The organism is Ectorhizobium quercum (assembly GCF_026552795.1).
Taxonomy (GTDB): Bacteria; Pseudomonadota; Alphaproteobacteria; order Rhizobiales; family Rhizobiaceae; genus Ectorhizobium; species Ectorhizobium quercum.
In genome coordinates, this window is sequence record NZ_JANFPI010000003.1 from 414,581 (window position 1) to 432,114 (window position 17,534).

The following is a 17,534-nucleotide window of genomic DNA, read 5'->3' on the forward strand; positions in this document are numbered from 1 at the left end:
TTCGGGGTCAGCGCTGGAGCTGCGATGCCTCCGCCACGGCGAGCGCCGCCATGTTCACCACACCGCGCGAGGTCACGGTGGACGACAGGATGTGGGCGGGAAGGGCCGCACCGAGCATGATCGGGCCGACATGCAGGGCGTCCGTCATGGTGCGCGTGATACCGAGCGAGATGTTGGCCGCATCGAGGTTCGGGAAGACCAGAAGGTTGGCTTCGCCCGTTAGCGTGCTGTTCGGCATGGCGCGCTTGCGCAGCGCTTCGTTGAGCGCCGAGCCGCCCTGCATTTCGCCGTCGATCTCCAGTTCCGGCATCTGCTCCTTTACGATCTGCAACGCCGCGCGCATCTTGCGGGCGCTGCTGGAATCGCGCGAGCCGAAATTCGAATGGCTGAGCAGCGCCACGCGCGGCGTGATGCCGAACCGGTTGATCGCCTGCGCGGCGAGAATTGCGGTTTCCGCCACTTCCTCCGGGGTCGGGTCGTTGGTGATGAAGGTGTCGGCGAAGAAGATCGCGCCGCGCTGCGAGATCAGCAGGCTGAGACCCGAGAAGGCATGCAGGCCCGGGCGCTTGCCGATGATCTGGCTGACGTCGCGCAGGTGGCGGTCGTAACGGCCTTCGACGCCGCATATGAGGGCGTCGGCGTGGTTGAGCCGCACCGCCAGCGCGCCGATCACCGTGTTGTTGGTGCGGACGATGGTCTTGGCAGCCTCCGGATTGACGCCGAGCCGGCCGACGCAGGAGAAGTATTCGTCCACATATTCGCGGAAACGCGGATCGCCTTCCGGGTTGACCACCGCGAAATCTTTGCCCGGACGGATGCGCAGGCCATAGCGCTTCAGGCGTGTTTCGATCACCTGCGGGCGGCCGATCAGCGTCGGGATGGCGGTGTTGTCTTCCAGAAGGAACTGCGCGGCGCGCAGCACGCGCTCGTCCTCGCCCTCGGCGAAGATGACGCGGTTGTTGGGCGACTTCTTCGCCGCCGCGAAGATCGGCTTCATGATGAAGCCGGAGCGGTAGACGAAGCGGCTGAGCTGCTCGAGATAGGCCTCGAAATCGGCGATCGGGCGCCGCGCGACGCCGGTGTCGGCGGCGGCCCTGGCTACAGCCGGGGCGATGCGTAGCATCAGGCGCTGGTCGAACGGCGAGGGGATCAGATAGTTCGGGCCGAAGACCGGGGTTTCGCCGCCGATGGCCTTCGCCGCCACCTCGGTCACTTCCTCGCGGGCCAGCGCGGCGATGGCCTTGACGGCGGCCATCTTCATTTCCTCGTTGATGGTCGTCGCGCCGCAATCCAGCGCGCCGCGGAAGATATAGGGGAAGCACAGGACGTTGTTGACCTGGTTCGGGAAGTCCGAGCGGCCGGTGCAGATCATGGCGTCCGGGCGCGCGGCGCGGGCGAGGTCGGGCATGATTTCCGGCGTCGGGTTGGCCAGCGCCATGATGAGCGGCTTTTCCGCCATCTGCTCCAGCAGTTCCGGCTTCAGCACGCCGGCGGCGGACAGGCCGAGGAAGACGTCGGCGCCGCCGATGGACTCGTGCAGCTTCCGCTTGTCGCTCTTCTGGGCGTAGACTTCCTTCCAGCGGTCCATCAACTCGTTGCGGCCCTCGTAGACGAGGCCCTCGATGTCGTGCACCCAGATGTTTTCACGCCGGGCGCCGAGATTGACGAGCAGGTTGAGGCAGGCAAGCGCCGCCGCGCCCGCGCCGGAGGCGACGATCTTGACGTCCTCCAGATTCTTGCCGGCGAGTTCGAGGCCGTTGATGATGGCGGCGGCGACGATGATGGCGGTTCCGTGCTGGTCGTCGTGGAACACGGGAATGTTCATCATCTCGCGCAGCCGCCGCTCCACCTCGAAGCATTCCGGCGACTTGATGTCCTCGAGGTTGATGCCGCCGAAGGTGGGTTCCAGCGCCGAGATGGTGGAGACCATCTCGTCGACGCCCGGGGCCTCGATCTCGATATCGAAAACATCGATGCCGGCGAATTTCTTGAAGAGAACCGCCTTGCCTTCCATCACCGGCTTGGATGCGAGCGGGCCAATATTGCCGAGGCCGAGAACGGCCGTGCCGTTCGAAATGACGGCGACGAGATTGCCGCGGGCGGTGTAGTCGACGGCGGTATCGGGATTGTCGCGAATCTCCAGACAGGGCGCGGCGACGCCGGGCGAATAGGCGAGCGCGAGGTCGCGCTGGTTGCCGAGCGGCTTCGTCGCCTGGATCTCCAGCTTGCCGGGGCGTGGATAACGATGGAAAAACAAGGCTTGTTGGTCGAGGTCGGGCCGCACCGTTCCTTTTTCAGACCCATCCTTCTGATCGTTGCTCATTTCCAGCTTACCTCCGGACCTGTTCGACGTTCGTATGAATTCATCCGGCTCTGCATACAGCAACGGATTGAATTGAAAAGTGGGAAAGTTGGGAAACCGCTCGCCGCCGTCCGTCCGGGGGCTGTCATCATGCTGAAACAGGACTCTGTTGAAAGGAGCGTGGCACGACGAGACAGGGATTTGAAACATGAAGTCGCCCGATAACGCTCACTCCGGACCCAGGCAATTCAGGACGCTTTTCATTTCGGATGTGCATCTTGGTTCCAAGGCTGCCCAGACGGATCTGCTCCTCGACTTTCTCAGGCATCACGAAGCCGAAACGATCGTTCTGGTCGGCGATATCGTCGACGGCTGGAGGCTGAAGCGGAACTGGCATTGGCCGCAAGGCTGCAACGACGTGGTGCAGAAGCTTCTGCGCAAGGCGCGCAAGGGCACGCGGATCGTCTATATTCCCGGCAACCACGATGAGTTCCTGCGCGATTTTCCGGGCACGCATTTCGGCGGCATCGAGGTCGCCGACCGCATCGTTCACGAGATGGCCGACGGCCGGAAATATCTGGTTCTGCACGGCGACGAGTTCGATGTGGTCGTCCGCAATGCGCGGCTCATCGCCTATCTCGGCGACTGGGCCTATGACGCGGCGATCGCGGTCAATGTCGTGCTGTCCGTCATCCGCCGCCACCTCGGCCTGCCTTACTGGTCGTTCTCGGCCTGGGCGAAGCTCAAGGTCAAGAAGGCCGTCAACTTCATCGGCGAATTCCAGCGCGTCGTGGCCGAGGAAGCGCGCCGCAACGGCGTGGACGGCGTGATCTGCGGCCATATCCATCACGCCGTCATGGAGCAGATGGACGGCATCCATTACGTCAACACGGGCGACTGGGTGGAAAGCTGCACGGCAATTGCCGAGCATGCGGACGGCCGTCTGGAACTGATCACCTGGCTTGCGCCGGCGGCCGGGGAAGAGGACAAGCCGGGCGAGGATGGCAGCGTCGTGGCGTTCGAGCGCAAGGCGGATATGCAGGCGGCCTGAGCGCTTCGCCGCAGGGTGCGCGCGATGAGGCGGGCCTTCCGCAAAGCCTGCGCGGATTGCCTCAGCCCCAGAGCGCCTGCTCCGGCGGGAGGACGAGCGACCCCTCGTACACCAGCCCCGGCACCCGGTCGCGGGCGAGGAGAAGCGGGCCGTCGAGGTCGACGAACTCCGCATCCTGCGCCAGCAGCAGGGCGGGCGCCATGCCCAGCGAGGAGCCGACCATGCAGCCGATCATGATCTTGAAGCCGAGCGCCTGTGCGTCGCGCTTCAGGGTGAGCGCTTCGGTCAGGCCGCCGGTCTTGTCGAGCTTGATGTTGATGGCGTCATAGCGGTCGCGTAGCGCCGCGAGATCGCCGCCGGTATGGACGCTTTCGTCGGCGCAGATCGTCACCAGCCGTTCGATGTCCCGAAGGGCGGCATCGCGGCCCGCCGGCAGCGGCTGTTCGACAAGCGCCACGCCGCATTCGGACGAAACGGCGATATGATGGGCAAGGCGGTCTTCCGGCCAGCCCTCGTTGGCGTCCAGAATGACGGTGCTGCGCGGTGCGGCGGCGCATACGGCGCGAATGCGCGACTCGTCGTCGCCCGTGCCGACCTTGACCTTGAGAAGCGGGCGATGGGCGTTTTCCGCAGCCTTTGCCGCCATGACGTCCGGCTCGCCCAGCGAAATCGTATAGGCCGTGACCAGCGGTTTCGCCGGCGCGGCGAGGATGCGGGCAGCGGCGGGCACATCCGAAAGCCCGGCTTCCAGATCCCACAGCGCGCAGTCGATCGCATTGCGGGCGGCTCCCGGTTTCATGGCCGTCAGAAGCTCCTGCCGGGTCAGTCCTGCCGCGATGGCCGGTGCGGCGGCGTGGATATCGGCCAGCACGCCGTCCAGCGTTTCTCCGTAGCGGGCATAGGGCACGCATTCGCCCCGGCCTTCGACATTTCCCTCGGCGATGACGCAGGTGATCACATGGGCTTGCGTCTTGGTGCCGCGCGAAATGGTGAAGCCCCCTGAAATGGGAAATGTTTCGATTGTGGCTTCCAGGCGACGGGACATGAAGATCCTTTCGGAAAATGCTGTTAAACCCGGGTATTGCCCTGTTTTACTCGTTCGCGCGATGGCAGAGTGACTGTCCATGCGAATCGAATCGGGATGTTGCCGCAAGCCTTGAAAGATGCAAGCGAATTGAAGGCCGAAGAGAAGGATGAACTGCGTCCCGCCGTCATGTCGACGGAAAAGGCGGGCGACGGTTCCCTGCGCCTTGTCTGTTCTGGCGAATGGCGCAACGGCACCGTGACCCCCGTTCTGGAGGCCGTGCAGTCCTTCTGTTCGAAGCCGGGAACGAAGGCGGCGGAAATCGACATCGCCGGGATTTCGTCATGCGACACGACCGGGGCGTGGCTTATCCGGCGCATGATGATCGAGGCGATGCGGCAGGGCGCTGCCGTGCGGCTGGAAGGCGGCAGGCAAACCATTCAGGATCTCATTCTCGCCTTGCCGGACGCGATTCCCGGTCCTCCGTCCTCGACGGGGCCGAAAGGCACGCTTTTCGAGCGCATGTTCGCGCCGCTCGGCGTCGTCATGGTCGATCTGTGGAAAGACGTGCTGGCTGCGCTCTCCATTCTCGGCTCCGCCGTGCGCGGGGCGCAATTGAAGCTCGGCCGCTCATCGGGGGTCTCTCCCGCCGCGATCATCAACCAGATCGATCATATGGGCGTGCGCGCCGTGCCCATCATCGTGCTGATGTCCTTCCTGATCGGCGCGATCATCGCCCAGCAGGGCGCTTTCCAGCTCCGCTATTTCGGAGCCGAGGTCTTCGTCGTCGATCTGGTCGGCATTCTGCAACTGCGTGAAATCGGCGTGTTGCTGACGGCGATCATGATCGCCGGCCGTTCCGGCAGCGCGATCACCGCCGAAATCGGTTCGATGAAGATGCGCGAGGAGGTCGACGCGCTGAAGGTGATCGGCCTCAATCCCATCGGCGTGCTGGTCTTTCCCCGGCTGGTGGCGCTGACGGTGGCGCTTCCGCTTCTGACCATCATCGCCAATTTCGCCGCCCTGGCCGGGGCTGCTGTCGTTGCATGGCTTTATTCCGGCATCACCTTCGAGGTCTTCCAGTCGCGTCTCAACGAAGCCATCGAAATGTCCACCATCGCCTCGGGGATGATCAAGGCGCCGTTCATGGCGCTCGTCATTGGCATCGTGGCGGCGGTCGAGGGCATGAAAGTCGGCGGCAGCGCGGAATCGCTCGGCCGTCAGGTGACGGCATCCGTCGTCAAGTCCATCTTCGTCGTCATCCTCATGGACGGGCTGTTCGCCATGTTCTATGCGGCCATCGATTTCTGAGGGTACGGGATGCAGGCAAGGAACTCCCCCCAGGACCCGCCCGAGCAGCGCGATACGGTTCTTTCCGTGCGCGGCCTGACGGTGGGGTTCGGCCAGAAACTCGTGCTCGACCATCTCGACCTCGACGTCTATCGCGGCGAGATCCTCGGTTTCGTCGGGGCGTCCGGCGCGGGCAAGTCGGTGCTGATGCGCACGGTCCTTCGCCTTCTGCCCAAGCGCGAGGGCACGATCCGTATCATGGGCGAGGATTACGACGCCGCAAGCGAGGCCAAGCGGATGGCGCTCGACACGCGCCTCGGCGTGCTGTTCCAGCAGGGCGCGCTGTTTTCCTCGCTGACAGTGAAGGAAAACATCCAGTTGCCGATGCGCGAATATCTCGATCTGCCGCAGACGCTGATGGACGAGCTTGCCTACCTCAAGATCGGCATGGTCGGGCTCGATGCGGATGCGGGCGAGAAGTATCCCTCGGAGCTTTCGGGCGGCATGATCAAGCGCGCCGCGCTGGCGCGGGCGCTGGCGCTCGATCCCGATCTCGTCTTCCTGGACGAGCCGACCTCCGGCCTCGACCCGATCGGCGCGGCGGAATTCGATAATTTGATCGCCCGGCTGCGCGACACGCTGGGCCTGACCGTCTATATGGTAACGCACGATCTCGACAGCCTGTTTTCCGTCTGCGACCGTATTGCGGTGCTTGGAAAGAAACGGGTATTGGTGGAGGGAACGCTCGAGGACATGTTCGCCTTTGACGATCCTTGGGTCCAGGCCTATTTCCGGGGCAAGCGGGCACGTTCCGTGGTTGTCGCGGATGGGTAGAGCGGCGGAGTAGAGCGGATCATGGAAACCAAAGCCAATTACGCCATTGTCGGATTTTTCACCCTGCTGGTGGTGGCTGCCGCTTTCGGCTTCGTCTACTGGACGTCGCAGTTCGGCCGCAGCGGACCGATGGCGCAGCTCGTGATCCGTATTCCCGGTTCCGCGAACGGCCTTTCCGTCGGTTCCCCGGTCCGCTTCAACGGCATTCCCGTCGGCACGGTGCGCGCCCTGTCGATCGATCGCACCGATCCGCGCTTTTCCGTGGCGCTGACCGAGGTGCAGGCCGATGCGCCGGTCTATTCCAACACCCGCGCGGTTCTGGAAATCCAGGGCCTGACCGGCTCCGCCTATGTCGAACTGTCCGCCAACAGCGATCCCGAGGGCCAGAACATTCTGGAAGAATCCTTGCAGCACGACAGGCCGGCGGTTCTCAATGCCGATCTTTCCAGCGTGACGAACCTGCTGGCCACGGCCGACAAGATTCTCCAGCGTGCGGACGACGCCATCGGCCAGATACAAACCTTCGTGAACGACTCGCGCGAGCCGCTGACGCAGACGGTCCGGAACGCCCAGACCTTTTCGCAGGCGCTCAGCGACAATGCGGATGGCATCAACACGTTTCTGGAGAGCGTCGGTGCGCTTTCGACCACCGTCACGGGTCTTTCCGGACGCCTCGATTCGACCTTGCAGGCCATCGAGGACATGGTGAAATCCGTCGACGCCGGCAAGGTTGACAGCATTCTGTCGAATGCCGACAAGGTCAGCCAGGATATCGCCCGCGCGTCCGGCGAGTTGCCGGAAACCATCGAGAGCTTCCGGCGCACCGCGCGGAGCTTCGAGGCCTTCGGCGCCGGCGCCCGCGCGACGCTCGAGCGCGTGGATGCGCTGGTTGCCTCCGTCGACACCGCCAAGATCGGCACGACGGTGGACAACGTCACCTCGGCGGCGAGCGACGTGCGCGAGGCGGTCCAGTCCGTTCGCGGCATCGCGGACGATATAGGCGCCCGCCGCCAGGATATCGACAGGGCCGTTGCCAATTTCACGGACATGTCGAACAAGCTGAATGCCGCCTCCAACCGGGTCGACGGCATTCTGGCGAAGGTGGACGGCCTGCTCGGTTCCGACGACTCGCAGTCCGTCATGGTTCAGGCACGTGCGACGCTCGAATCCTTCAAGAGGATGGCGGACAACCTCAACGCCCAGATCTCGCCGATTGCCGCCAATCTCAGCCGGTTCTCCGGCACCGGCCTGCGCGATCTGCAAACGCTGATCACCGACACGCGCCGGACGATGCAGAACCTCGACGATACGATCAGCAATTTCGACCGCAATCCGCAGCGCCTGCTTTTCGGCGGCGAGACGGTCAAGGAATATGACGGCCGGACACGGCGTTGATGAAGGGTGGGCTGGATGATGAGTAAATGTTTCGGGCGCGGAACGGTCCGCCTCGCTCCGCTGGTCGTTATGTGCCTGAGTCTCGGTCTTGCCGCCTGTTCGTCCACGGCCCGAAACGATACGTTCGATCTGACGTCCTCCGGGATCGCGGAGGGGCCGACCGTTCGCAATCGCCAGCTTCTCGTGCCCGAGCCGACGGCCCTGAAGGCGCTGGACAGTTCTTCCATCCTCGTCCGGCTATCGGGCACGGAAATCCAGTATCTCGCCAGGGCGCAGTGGAGCGACCGGCTGCCGCGCATGGTCCAGTCGAAGCTTGTCGAGGGATTCGAGAATTCGGGCAGGCTGGCCGGTGTCGGACAGCCGGGGCAAGGACTTGCCATCGATTACCAGCTGGTCAGCGAGATCCGCTCGTTCGAGATCGTCAGCGCGGGCACCCGTTCCGCGGATGTCGAGATATCCGTGAAGATCCTCAACGACCGCAACGGCACCGTGCAGGCCCAGAGAAGCTTCAAGGCGAGCGAACCCGTGTCCGGCAGCGACAACCGCGTCTATGTCAGGGCTCTGGACCGGGCGTTCTCCCGGGTGAATGCCGAGATCGTGGAATGGACGCTGCGGACGCTCTGATCCGCGCCAATGCCGTCGCGTAGCATTGCAGCCCTTCAGCCGGGCTCAGTGTATTGGCAAATCTTCTCCCTATTCACCCTCGGGCTCGATCCGAGGGGCCACGCCGCAAGCGGCTCGGTGGAAGGGGAGCGATACGCCCTTTGTCGGCAGTCAGCCCGCCTTCATGGCGGGCTTTTTGCATCGCGCGGTCTCCCTCGCCGTCGGCTTCGCACTTGCCCTGCGGCGCAGAACCGGCAAAGTGAATTGAAATTTCTGAGGGAGTCTTCGATGAACTGGTTGATGCTGATTGTCGCCGGCCTGCTGGAAGTGTGCTGGGCGCTGGGGATGAAATATTCGAACGGATTCACCAAACCCTTCGCCAGCGTCGCGACGATCGTTCTGATCGTGATCAGTCTCTTCCTGCTCAACCAGGCCCTGCGGACCTTGCCGGTCGGCCTGGCCTACGGGGTGTGGACCGGGATCGGAACGGTCGGGACGGTCATCATGGGCATCATTCTTTTCGGTGAATCCGCCAGCCCCGCCCGGCTTTTTTGTATCGCGCTGATCGTTGCAGGGATCATCGGCCTGCGGATCCTGCCGCAAGGCTGAGCCGCGCAGGGCGAAACGGACAGGGTATCGCTGTCCGTATGACCCGCACCGTGCGGCAACGACTGCGCTTTCATTGTCCGCGATGGAGGGACGGGGATTGTGACGCCCTCCGATCCAATCCCGCGGAGCCAACGGCCATGCTTGTAAACGGTTCGAGGGCCGCCTTGCGGGCGACCCTCGAAAACCTTTTCATCAAGCCGTCTTTCAGCTCAGGCGCCCGGCCGCGTGGGCGAGCATCGTATAGACCTTGCCCGTATCCGACGTCAGATAGGACTGGGTGGCCGTCCGGTCTCGGTCCGTGCGTGCGACATCGGCGAGCAGCTTCTCGAAATCGGTGATGTAGCGATCGACGGCCGAGCGGAATTCCGGCTCGCGCTCGTATTTGCGCTTGATTTCGTCGAAGGTCTGCTGGCCCTTCAGCGTGTAGAGGCGGCGGGTGAAGACATCGCGTTCGCCGCGCTGGTAGCGCCGCCACAGCTCCACCGACATGTCGTGGTCGATGGCGCGGGCGATATCCACCGACAGCGAGTTCAGCGACTCCACCATGTGGCGCGGGTTGCGCTGGTCCGGACGGGCCTGCGCGGGTTCCGCGGCGCGCGGCGCCTGCGGCTGGGCCTGCTGCGGAGCCCGGCCCGTATCCTCGCGGGAGGCGCCGCGCAGCAGGTCGCTGATCCAGCCGCTGTTGCCGGCCTGTTCATCGCGGTGGGCGGGAGCCTGACGGGACGGAGCGGGAACCGCCGGGCGTTCCGCGGGCAGCGTCCCGCGAAGGCCGGAGAGCGTTGCGGTCTGCGGCTGCGGAGCGGCGGCCGGCTGGCGCGGCTGAACGGCCGGCTGCTGGGGCGCCTGCGGGCGGGGAGCGGCGGCTGCGGCCGGTGCCGCGGCGGCACGCGGTGCGGGTTCGGAAACCTCGAACTGGCGGGCCGATTTGCCGACGAGTTGGGACAGATCCTGCAAGGCACGGATCTGCTCGCTGACGGCGCGGCGCATGGCGGCCGCGTTTTCCTTGGCCTCTTCGGGCAGGTCGAAGGCGCCGCGTTTGAGTTCGCTCCGGGTGAGGTCCAGTTCCTGGCGGATTTCGTGAGCCGAACGGCGGATTTCCTCCGTTGCGCCGCCGAAGCGGGCGACGGCGTCTTCCACCGCCTGACGCAGGGCCTGGCGCAGATGCTCCGCCGTCGAATCCGACTTCTTGCCGGCCTCGGTCATGAGGCGGTCGACATCGGCAAGCGAGGAGGAAAGCCCCGCGCGCAGATTGCCGGCCAGCTCGCCGGAGCGCTTTTCGGCAAGCGACAGGGTTTCCTCGACGGCGCGGGTCGTTTCCTCGCCGGCGCTGAGCAGGGTCGAGCGCATGGTTTCGGCAGTTGCCTGGGCACGCTGCTCGGTGTGCGACAGGACCTTGCCGATATCGGCGAAGGCGTTCTGGATGCCCTCGCGCATGTTGCCGGCCATCTGGTCCGCGCGGCCTTCCGCCCGTTCCAGGGCGTTCTCGACCATGTCGCCGAGACCGCGCATGGTGTTCTCGATCTCTTCCGAGCGCTTGACCAGACCGATCGACAGCGAACGCAGCGCATCCTGCCGCTCTTCCAGCGTGCCGACCAGATTGGACTGGGCGGCGGTGAGGAGATCGGAGGCCTGGCCGAGCACCTTCGAATGGTTTTCGAAGCTGCCGACGATGCCGCTGATCCGCGAGAGCGTGTTCTCCGCCACATGCGAGAGGCGGTCGATGCCGTCGCCCACAAGCCGGCTGGAGGTTTGCAGGGCTTCGGTCGCGCGGTTGGCAGTTTCCTCGAAACGGGAACCCGTCGCGCCGAGTTGACGATCCGCCTCGGAGAGTTCGCGGGTGGTCTTCTCGACGACGGAAGCGAGTGCGGCGTTGCTTTCGGCAAGACGGTCGATGAGGCTGTCGACGCTGCCGGCCAGCGAATTCTCGACCGAACCGAGGACGTCGGCTGCCTTTTCCGTGCGGGTGGTGATCGCATTCAGCGTCTCGCTGGTGCGGGCCGCGATGGCATCGATCAGCGCGCTATTCTCGTTGCGCAGGCGCGCTGTGCTTTCGGCCGTTGCGGTGGCGATCTGCTCGGCGGCGGCGCGGCCGGTTTCGGCATATTCCTCGACCAGCGGCCGGGCCTTCTCGTCGATGAGGCGCGACAACTCGCTGGAGCGTCCGGCCAGCATCGAGTTGAGCTCGCGGGTGCGCTCGTCGAGCGTGGTACGGATGGCGTTGCCGCGGGCGGAGAGCGCCTTGTCGACCTGATCGAGCGTCGAGGCGATTTCGCCGGTGGTCTCGTTCAGGGCGTTGCGCAACGTTTCCCCGCGTTCTTCCAGCGTGCGGCCCGCTTCGGACAGCGTGTCGGACAGGCCGGCGATCTGCCGCGTCACGGCGGCTTCTGCCTGGTCGACGTGGGCGGCCAGCGATGCGCCTGCCGATACCACTTCGCGGGTGATCTCGATGGCCTTTTCGCCAAGGCGCGTCTGGGTTTCCACCACCCGGCCGGTCAGTTCGGCCTCCCGGTCGGCGAGCGTCTTGATGAAGTCGGTGCTGCGGGTCTCCAGGCGGTCGGAGAATTCCGTCGTCGCGCGGCCCAATACTTCGGCCGAACGCTGCGCCTCCTCGTCCATCTCGCGGGCGGCCTGCGTGATGGTTTCGCGCAGCGTGGAGGCCAGCGTCACCGCCTTGCCCTCGATCGTGCGGCTGACATTGTCGAGGCCGGCATTGAGGGCGCGGTCCATCGTCGACAGGCGTTCGTCGATCTTCGAGGTGCCGTCTTCCAGCGTCTGGGTGATGCTGGCCGCCAGCAGTCCGCCGGTCAGGTTCAGGTCGTTGACCTTCTCGCCCAGCGCGGTGGCAATCCGCTCGGAAACCTCGGTGCCGGTCCGGTCGAGTTCCTGAACCTTGTCGGACAGCGCGTCCGACAGCTTGCGGCTCGTGTCGTCGACCAGCGTCGAGACGTCCTTGAGATCGTCGCGAAGGTGGGTTTCCAGCGAGCCGATGGAGGCTTCGATCCGGTTGCCGGTTTCCTGCAGGCGTTCCGACATGCCGCCGACCGTCTTCTCCACGCGTTCGGTGAGGAAGCCCGTCGAACGGTCGATTTCCGTCGCGGCGGTGCCGATCTTGTCGGCGATTTCGTCGACGCTGCTGCGCAGGCGTTCGTCGAGCGTCGTAGCGCTGGAATCGATCGTCCGGCGCAGCGCGTCCTCACGCTCCTCAAGCATGATTTCGAGCATGCCCGTGCTCGTGGCCAGCGTGGTGCCGATCGACGTCGCCTGTTCGGCCAGAAGGGCGTCGAGGTTCTGCTGCTCCTGTTTCAGGGCCGAGGAAATGCGTTCCGCGCTGCCGGACAGGGTTTCTTCCAGACGGCCGTGGCCGTCGGCCAGCGCCTTCTCGACGCGCTCGGCATTCGCGCTAAGCGCGGCTTCGACTGCGCCCACACGCTCGTCCACCGAATTGCGGATGAGTTCGTGGCCGGTGCCGAGCGCCGTGCCGATCCTGTCCGTGGCCGAATGAAGGCCGGACTGGATGAGGGCCGCCCGGTCGTCGACCGTCGCGCGCACCCGTTCGTGTCCCTCGTCCAGTACGCCGCCCAGACGCTCGGATGCGTTCTGAAGGCTGCTTTCTATCCGCGCGGTGCGGTCGTCCAGCTTTTCGGCGATGCGGTCATGGCCCGAGCCGAGCGTCGTATCGAGACGTTCGGTTGCGCCTTGCAGGGTGGTTTCCAGACGCTCGTGCCCGGTGGCCAGCGCATCGTCGACGCGGGCCGCGGTGGACAGAAGGTTGCTTTCGATCTGGCCCGTGCGCTGGTCGAAGGCGGTCTGCATGCGCTCGTGAGCACTGGTCAGGCCGTGTTCGATCCGTTCGACATTGTCGGAAAGCGTCTGCGAAATGAGGCTGTGTCCGACGGACAGCGCGGTTTCGAGCTGGAAAGCCGTGTCGTTCAGGCTGTTGCCGATCTGCTCGGTGCTGGCCTGAAGGGCGGTTTCGATCCGTTCCGCTCCGCCGCTGACGAGAATCTCGAATTCCGCGCCGCTGCCGGCGAGGGCGCCCGTCAGGTTCTCCGCGCTGCGGTCGAGCGCCGCCTCGAGCCTGGACTGGTTCTCGGCGAAGGCGGTTTCGATCGCGACGGTCTTGTCGGAAAGCGTGGCGTCGATGCGGCGCTCGGCTTCCGCGGCGGTTTCGAGAAGCGCCGTGCTGCGTTCACCGATGCTGGTTTCGAAACGTTCCCGGCCGTCGGTCATCGTGCGGGCGAAGGCGGCAGCCTTCTCGTCGAGCGTGTCGGCCAGGCGCTGCTGGCCCGCGGTGACGCGGCGCTCGGCTTCCGCGGCGGTTTCGAGAAGCGCCGTGCTGCGTTCACCGATGCTGGTTTCGAAACGTTCCCGGCCATCGGCCAGCGTGCGGGCGAGGGCGGCGGCCTTCTCGTCGAGCGTGTCGGCCAGACGCTGCTGGCCGGAGGCGATGGTGTTCTCGATGGCGCCGGAGCGGCTGGAAAGGCTTTCCTCGAAGCGGACATGGCTTTCCGCCAGCGCGCCGAGCAGATGGCCGCCACGCTCGTCCATGACGGCGCCGACCTTCTCGTGCGCGGTCGAGAAAGCGTCCGCCAGCGCCTCGGTCCGGGCGTTGATGGCGTCCGAGAATTCGCGCGAGCGGCTGTCGATGGCCGATTCCAGCAGTTCCTGGCCGGTGCCGAGCGCCGCGGAGAAAGCGAAGGACTGGTCGGTCAGCGTCGAACCCAGGCGATCGATGGACGAGGTCAGGATGCCGTCGATGGCGCTCGAGCCGCCGGAAAGCGTCTCGTCGATGCGGGCGAGGCTCTCGGCCAGTTTCGTGTCCAGAGAGCCGGCGCGCCTGTCGAAGGCGCTGGTGAACTCGGCCACGCGCTCGTCAAACGTTGTGGAAAGCTGGCCGATGGTTCCCTGAAGGCGCTCCTCGAAGAAGCCGGAGCGCAGGTCGAGATCCATGATCGCGTCGTCGGCGGCCGATTGCAGCGTCTGGCGGAAGCCGGTGGCTTTGTCGTCGAGCGCCTTGTTGAGCTGGGTCAGCGTCGTTTCCAGCGTGCTGGAGACGGACTGGCTGCCGCCCGTCAGCGCATCGCTGATCTCGCGGGTGCGGGCGATCAGCGTTTCGTTGAGCTGGCGCGCGCGGTCGTTCAGCGCGGCGTTCAGCTTTTCGGTGTTCGCGTCCAGAGACGAGGCGCGCGTCTCGAACTGCGTCAGCAGTTCTTCGCCCCGGGTGGACAGGACGCCGGTGAGCGCGCTCATCCGGTCGTCGAACTCGGTGGTCAGCGCCAGGCCGGACGCCGTCAGCGTTTGCAGCAGCGTGTCCGTCTTGGTGGAAAGCACCGTTCCGAATGCGTCGGCAGCCGTGGTCGACTGCTCCATCAGCGCTGCGGCGCGGGTGTCGATCAGCGAGGCGAAGGCTTCGCCGGACGTCGCCAGGCGGATGGCGATCTCTTCCGTCGCCAGCGACAGGTCTTCCTTGAGCTGGTCGTTCGCACCGACGATGGTGGAGCGGATGCGCTCGGCGTGGTTGACGATGGCCTCGCGCTCCGAACCCAGTTCGTGGACGAGGTTGCGAACGCGCAGCTCGTTGTCCGCATAGCTGCGTTCCAGCGCATTCACTTCGGAATGAACCAGCGTTTCGAGTTCCGTGGCGCGGGCGATGGTGCGCTCGATGCCCTCGTTCAGGGCGGAGACCTCGCGGCGCACCGCCTGGCCGACCGTCATGATGCGCTCGGAGGCGATCGTTTCCGGCTCGGAGAGGCGCAGGGCCACTTCCGCCATCGAACGGGCGGCGTTGCGCAGGTCGTGGGCGCGGGCCATCATGATGGAGAAGGCGAAGAACAGCAGGACCGGCACGATGATGCCGACCAGAATGGCCACCAGACCCGGCTGGGCCAGAGCAGAGACGAGGGACGGGGCGGACCAGATGTCGGAACCGTAGAGGATCTGGGCGAGCCCAACGCCGCCGATGGCCCACAGGACCGATACGACGGATGCGTTTCGCAGGGCGGCGCGCATGGAGCCCGTTTCGAGCGAGCGCAGGATGGCGGCCGGCGTCCGCCGGCTGGCATCGTTCGCGGCTTCGAGCGAGGGATTGCGCGCCGCGCTTTCGGCGGCGGAGCGCACATTTTCCGTCTCCCGGCCCCGGTTGCGGGACGTTTCGGCTGCGCGCTGCTTCGATGTGTCTGACACTTTCGCCTCCGGGGCACTGGCTGCTTTTACGGCGTGCGGACGATCCGACGTCTCGGTCACTTCCATCCGCAACGCTTCTTCAAGTGCCTGGTAAGCGGCGTGATCTACCGAATCGCCATATTTTCTGTCTGCCATACGCGTACGCCTCGTCACTAACTCGCTCATCGAGCGGGAAATCCTCGCCGGGCGCATGCCGCATTCGCCCGCCCGGAGGTTTCCGTCCCGATTACGCGTCCATTCCCTACTTTTTGTAAAGAGCAGGGAATGTCCGCCATTCCTTCGAAGGTGGCTTGCCGTCCGGCGCTGTGCAACAGCGCCATCATGCGCCATTCCGGCCGACCGGCCTGTTGCCTCCGTAAATCTTCCCAGTCGTATCGTAGTGACACAGAAGGGTCCCTGACACAATCGACACGAGGGCAGGCACCGTGCGCGGGAACCTTTGTTAACAGAATTTTAGGAACGGTTTAGACGAAAAGCCAAGCACTATTCGACATTTAGTGGATATTAACCATCTTTTAGGGTTTTCGCCGTCATTGCGCCGGAATTTAACGGAATAGGAGAGCGCTGCCCGAGATGGTTTTCCATCGGAAGATCGCGCAAAAACGACAAACGCAGGAACACGGAACAATGGCAGCGCTTAATATTGCCTTCGATGCCCCCGATAATTCGCGCACTGCGCGTCCCTCGAAAAGCCGTCCGATCGACCTTGTCCATCTGGCCACCCAGACCGCCGGCGACAAGAACCTGGAGGCCGACGTGCTTCACCTTTTCGCCAGGCAGGCGCGCACCGCGCTCGGCGAACTCGCCAATGCCGATACGAAGGGCGTGAAGGCCACCGCCCACCGCCTGAGGGGTGCGGCAAGTGCCGTCGGCGCGTTCGAGGTCGCCAGGCTGGCGGGCGAGGTCGAGGAAAAACCCGCCGACGTTTCCCTCAAGGCGAACCTTGCCGCGGCGGTTCTCGACGCCGAGAACTTCATCCTCAAGCTGAGCCGCTGACAGACCGGTTCATCGTCGGACATTTCAGAAGGCGGTGCCAGGCGCGCCGCCTTTTTGCATGTGCGAAAACGGAGCATGAAACGGGCGGGAAAAGGCTTCACACGCAAACGGAATTTGCTCTATGAACCTTGAGCAAGGTTTTTCTGCAACTGCCATTTCTCGGGAATTTAAAGATGACAAAATTGACGATCGTCGCCTTTGACGGCCAGCGTTTCGATATCGATGCCACCGACGGCTCTACCGTGATGGAAAATGCGGTGCGCAATTCGGTTCCCGGGATCGAGGCCGAATGCGGCGGTGCTTGTGCCTGTGCCACCTGTCATATCTATGTTGACGAGGCCTGGACGGAGAAAACGGGTGAGCCCGAGCCGATGGAGGAGGACATGCTGGATTTCGCGGTGGATCTGCGCCCGACCTCGCGCCTGTCCTGTCAGATCAAGATTTCGCCCGATCTCGACGGCCTGGTCGTCCATGTGCCGGAGCGGCAGGCCTGACGCAAAACCGTTCGGGCGCGATCCGGGCCACGCCGGGACGCGCCCGTCACCGCTCCTGTTGCGCGGCCCGGTGCCTGAGCAGGCGCGTCAGTCGCTTTTCGAAATTCAGCGCCTCCACCCGGTCGAAACGGGCCTGGTCCGCGTCATGCTCCGCGCTCGTCCTTTCGGTGACTTCGGACGCTTTCTTTTGCAGCTCCGCGCAGGTGCGCGTCGAGGTCAGGCGGCTCAGGCGGTTTTCCAGCGTCCGGGCGTAATTGCGGGCAATTTCTGCATGGCGTTCCTCGTGGCGCTTGATATCGGCGGCCAGCGTGTCCCACAGAAGCGCCATTTCGCCGTTTGCCCGGTTGCGGTTTCTCCAGCGGGGAAGGGTTATCTTCGTGTTCAGCGTCACCTTCACGTCGCGGACACGACAGCGGCCGCCTTCCTCGGCATAGGAAATCTCGCCGCCGAAACGGATCTCGGTCGTGCCGGGATGGCGCGAGCCCGTGCTTCTCGTCATCGGGCCGTGCCGTGCCAGTTCGCGGTCGATTTCCGCCGAAGTGCGCCCACCAATGGTATAATACCGGATGGATTTGCTGACGACCGTTTCGGCTGCCGCGTCGCCGGCGCCGGCGGCCAGCGCCAGTATCAGGACGAGTGGGGTGGCCAATCGGCTGTTAAGGATCATTCCGGCTGTCCGCATGTTGAACTCGGCGCGACCTTGGGGCATAGGCCAGCCAAGTGCAATATGCGCGGCAAAGAAAACGGGGCACG

General features: G+C 64.7%; 12 protein-coding genes. 8 read left to right on the top strand and 4 right to left on the bottom strand.

Going from position 1 to position 17,534, the window contains the following annotated elements:
• Positions 1 to 7 precede the first annotated feature (7 nt).
• Positions 8 to 2,323 (bottom strand): NADP-dependent malic enzyme, encoded by a 2,316-nt coding sequence (locus NOF55_RS10455; protein ID WP_306411317.1) that lies wholly within the window; start codon positions 2,321 to 2,323, stop codon positions 8 to 10.
• Positions 2,324 to 2,510: 187 nt separating this feature from the next.
• Between NOF55_RS10455 and NOF55_RS10460 the strand changes: the two genes are divergently transcribed.
• Positions 2,511 to 3,353: a UDP-2,3-diacylglucosamine diphosphatase gene (locus tag NOF55_RS10460; protein ID WP_306411318.1), complete on the top strand. Its 843-nt coding sequence runs from the start codon at positions 2,511 to 2,513 to the stop codon at positions 3,351 to 3,353.
• 61 nt (positions 3,354 to 3,414) lie between these two features.
• On the opposite strand, the gene dgcA is transcribed toward NOF55_RS10460, so the two are convergent.
• Positions 3,415 to 4,398, bottom strand: a complete 984-nt coding sequence (gene dgcA, locus NOF55_RS10465) for an N-acetyl-D-Glu racemase DgcA (RefSeq protein WP_306411319.1) — start codon at positions 4,396 to 4,398, stop codon at positions 3,415 to 3,417.
• Between the two features lie 96 nt (positions 4,399 to 4,494).
• Here dgcA and NOF55_RS10470 point away from each other — a divergent pair, with 96 nt between their 5' ends.
• The 5 genes from NOF55_RS10470 to sugE all read left to right on the top strand — a co-directional run bounded on the left by NOF55_RS10470 (position 4,495) and on the right by sugE (position 9,108).
• Positions 4,495 to 5,688: an ABC transporter permease gene (locus tag NOF55_RS10470; protein WP_370868966.1), complete on the top strand. Its 1,194-nt coding sequence runs from the start codon at positions 4,495 to 4,497 to the stop codon at positions 5,686 to 5,688.
• Between the two features lie 9 nt (positions 5,689 to 5,697).
• Positions 5,698 to 6,501, top strand: coding sequence for an ABC transporter ATP-binding protein (locus NOF55_RS10475; RefSeq protein WP_306411320.1), 804 nt, complete (start codon positions 5,698 to 5,700; stop codon positions 6,499 to 6,501).
• Between the two features lie 21 nt (positions 6,502 to 6,522).
• On the top strand, positions 6,523 to 7,896 hold the full coding sequence (locus tag NOF55_RS10480; protein WP_306411321.1) for an MlaD family protein: 1,374 nt from the start codon (positions 6,523 to 6,525) through the stop codon (positions 7,894 to 7,896).
• Between the two features lie 15 nt (positions 7,897 to 7,911).
• Positions 7,912 to 8,520 carry an ABC-type transport auxiliary lipoprotein family protein gene (locus NOF55_RS10485; RefSeq protein ID WP_370868967.1) on the top strand — a complete coding sequence of 203 codons (609 nt, stop codon included), beginning with the start codon at positions 7,912 to 7,914 and terminating at the stop codon, positions 8,518 to 8,520.
• Between the two features lie 267 nt (positions 8,521 to 8,787).
• A complete protein-coding gene (sugE, locus tag NOF55_RS10490) occupies positions 8,788 to 9,108 on the top strand; it encodes a quaternary ammonium compound efflux SMR transporter SugE (protein ID WP_306411322.1) in 321 nt (106 codons plus the stop codon).
• Between the two features lie 204 nt (positions 9,109 to 9,312).
• On the opposite strand, the gene NOF55_RS10495 is transcribed toward sugE, so the two are convergent.
• Positions 9,313 to 15,426: an apolipoprotein A-IV repeat region-like domain-containing protein gene (locus NOF55_RS10495; RefSeq protein ID WP_442342029.1), complete on the bottom strand. Its 6,114-nt coding sequence runs from the start codon at positions 15,424 to 15,426 to the stop codon at positions 9,313 to 9,315.
• Positions 15,427 to 15,918: 492 nt separating this feature from the next.
• Between NOF55_RS10495 and NOF55_RS10500 the strand changes: the two genes are divergently transcribed.
• Both NOF55_RS10500 and NOF55_RS10505 read left to right on the top strand, forming a co-directional pair.
• A complete protein-coding gene (locus NOF55_RS10500) occupies positions 15,919 to 16,287 on the top strand; it encodes an Hpt domain-containing protein (RefSeq protein WP_306411324.1) in 369 nt (122 codons plus the stop codon).
• A 173-nt stretch (positions 16,288 to 16,460) separates the two neighbouring features.
• Entirely contained in the window at positions 16,461 to 16,781 is a 321-nt protein-coding gene (locus tag NOF55_RS10505; RefSeq protein ID WP_306411325.1) for a 2Fe-2S iron-sulfur cluster-binding protein, read from the top strand.
• 46 nt (positions 16,782 to 16,827) lie between these two features.
• Here NOF55_RS10505 and NOF55_RS10510 read toward each other — a convergent pair whose 3' ends face one another.
• The gene (locus NOF55_RS10510) at positions 16,828 to 17,448 is read right to left on the bottom strand and encodes a DUF922 domain-containing Zn-dependent protease (RefSeq protein WP_306411326.1); all 621 of its coding nucleotides are present in this window, start codon (positions 17,446 to 17,448) and stop codon (positions 16,828 to 16,830) included.
• Between the last annotated feature and the right edge of the window lie 86 nt (positions 17,449 to 17,534).

Excerpts from the sequence above, each read along its gene's own strand:
- NOF55_RS10480 (WP_306411321.1), top strand. The coding sequence starts at position 6,523 with ATGGAAACCAAAGCCAATTACGCCATTGTCGGATTTTTCACCCTGCTG.
- dgcA (WP_306411319.1), bottom strand. The coding sequence starts at position 4,398 with ATGTCCCGTCGCCTGGAAGCCACAATCGAAACATTTCCCATTTCAGGG.
- NOF55_RS10460 (WP_306411318.1), top strand. The coding sequence starts at position 2,511 with ATGAAGTCGCCCGATAACGCTCACTCCGGACCCAGGCAATTCAGGACG.
- NOF55_RS10495 (WP_442342029.1), bottom strand. The coding sequence starts at position 15,426 with ATGGCAGACAGAAAATATGGCGATTCGGTAGATCACGCCGCTTACCAG.
- NOF55_RS10505 (WP_306411325.1), top strand. The coding sequence starts at position 16,461 with ATGACAAAATTGACGATCGTCGCCTTTGACGGCCAGCGTTTCGATATC.
- NOF55_RS10500 (WP_306411324.1), top strand. The coding sequence starts at position 15,919 with ATGGCAGCGCTTAATATTGCCTTCGATGCCCCCGATAATTCGCGCACT.
- NOF55_RS10470 (WP_370868966.1), top strand. The coding sequence starts at position 4,495 with ATGTTGCCGCAAGCCTTGAAAGATGCAAGCGAATTGAAGGCCGAAGAG.
- NOF55_RS10455 (WP_306411317.1), bottom strand. The coding sequence starts at position 2,323 with ATGAGCAACGATCAGAAGGATGGGTCTGAAAAAGGAACGGTGCGGCCC.
- NOF55_RS10475 (WP_306411320.1), top strand. The coding sequence starts at position 5,698 with ATGCAGGCAAGGAACTCCCCCCAGGACCCGCCCGAGCAGCGCGATACG.
- NOF55_RS10510 (WP_306411326.1), bottom strand. The coding sequence starts at position 17,448 with ATGATCCTTAACAGCCGATTGGCCACCCCACTCGTCCTGATACTGGCG.
- sugE (WP_306411322.1), top strand. The coding sequence starts at position 8,788 with ATGAACTGGTTGATGCTGATTGTCGCCGGCCTGCTGGAAGTGTGCTGG.
- NOF55_RS10485 (WP_370868967.1), top strand. The coding sequence starts at position 7,912 with ATGATGAGTAAATGTTTCGGGCGCGGAACGGTCCGCCTCGCTCCGCTG.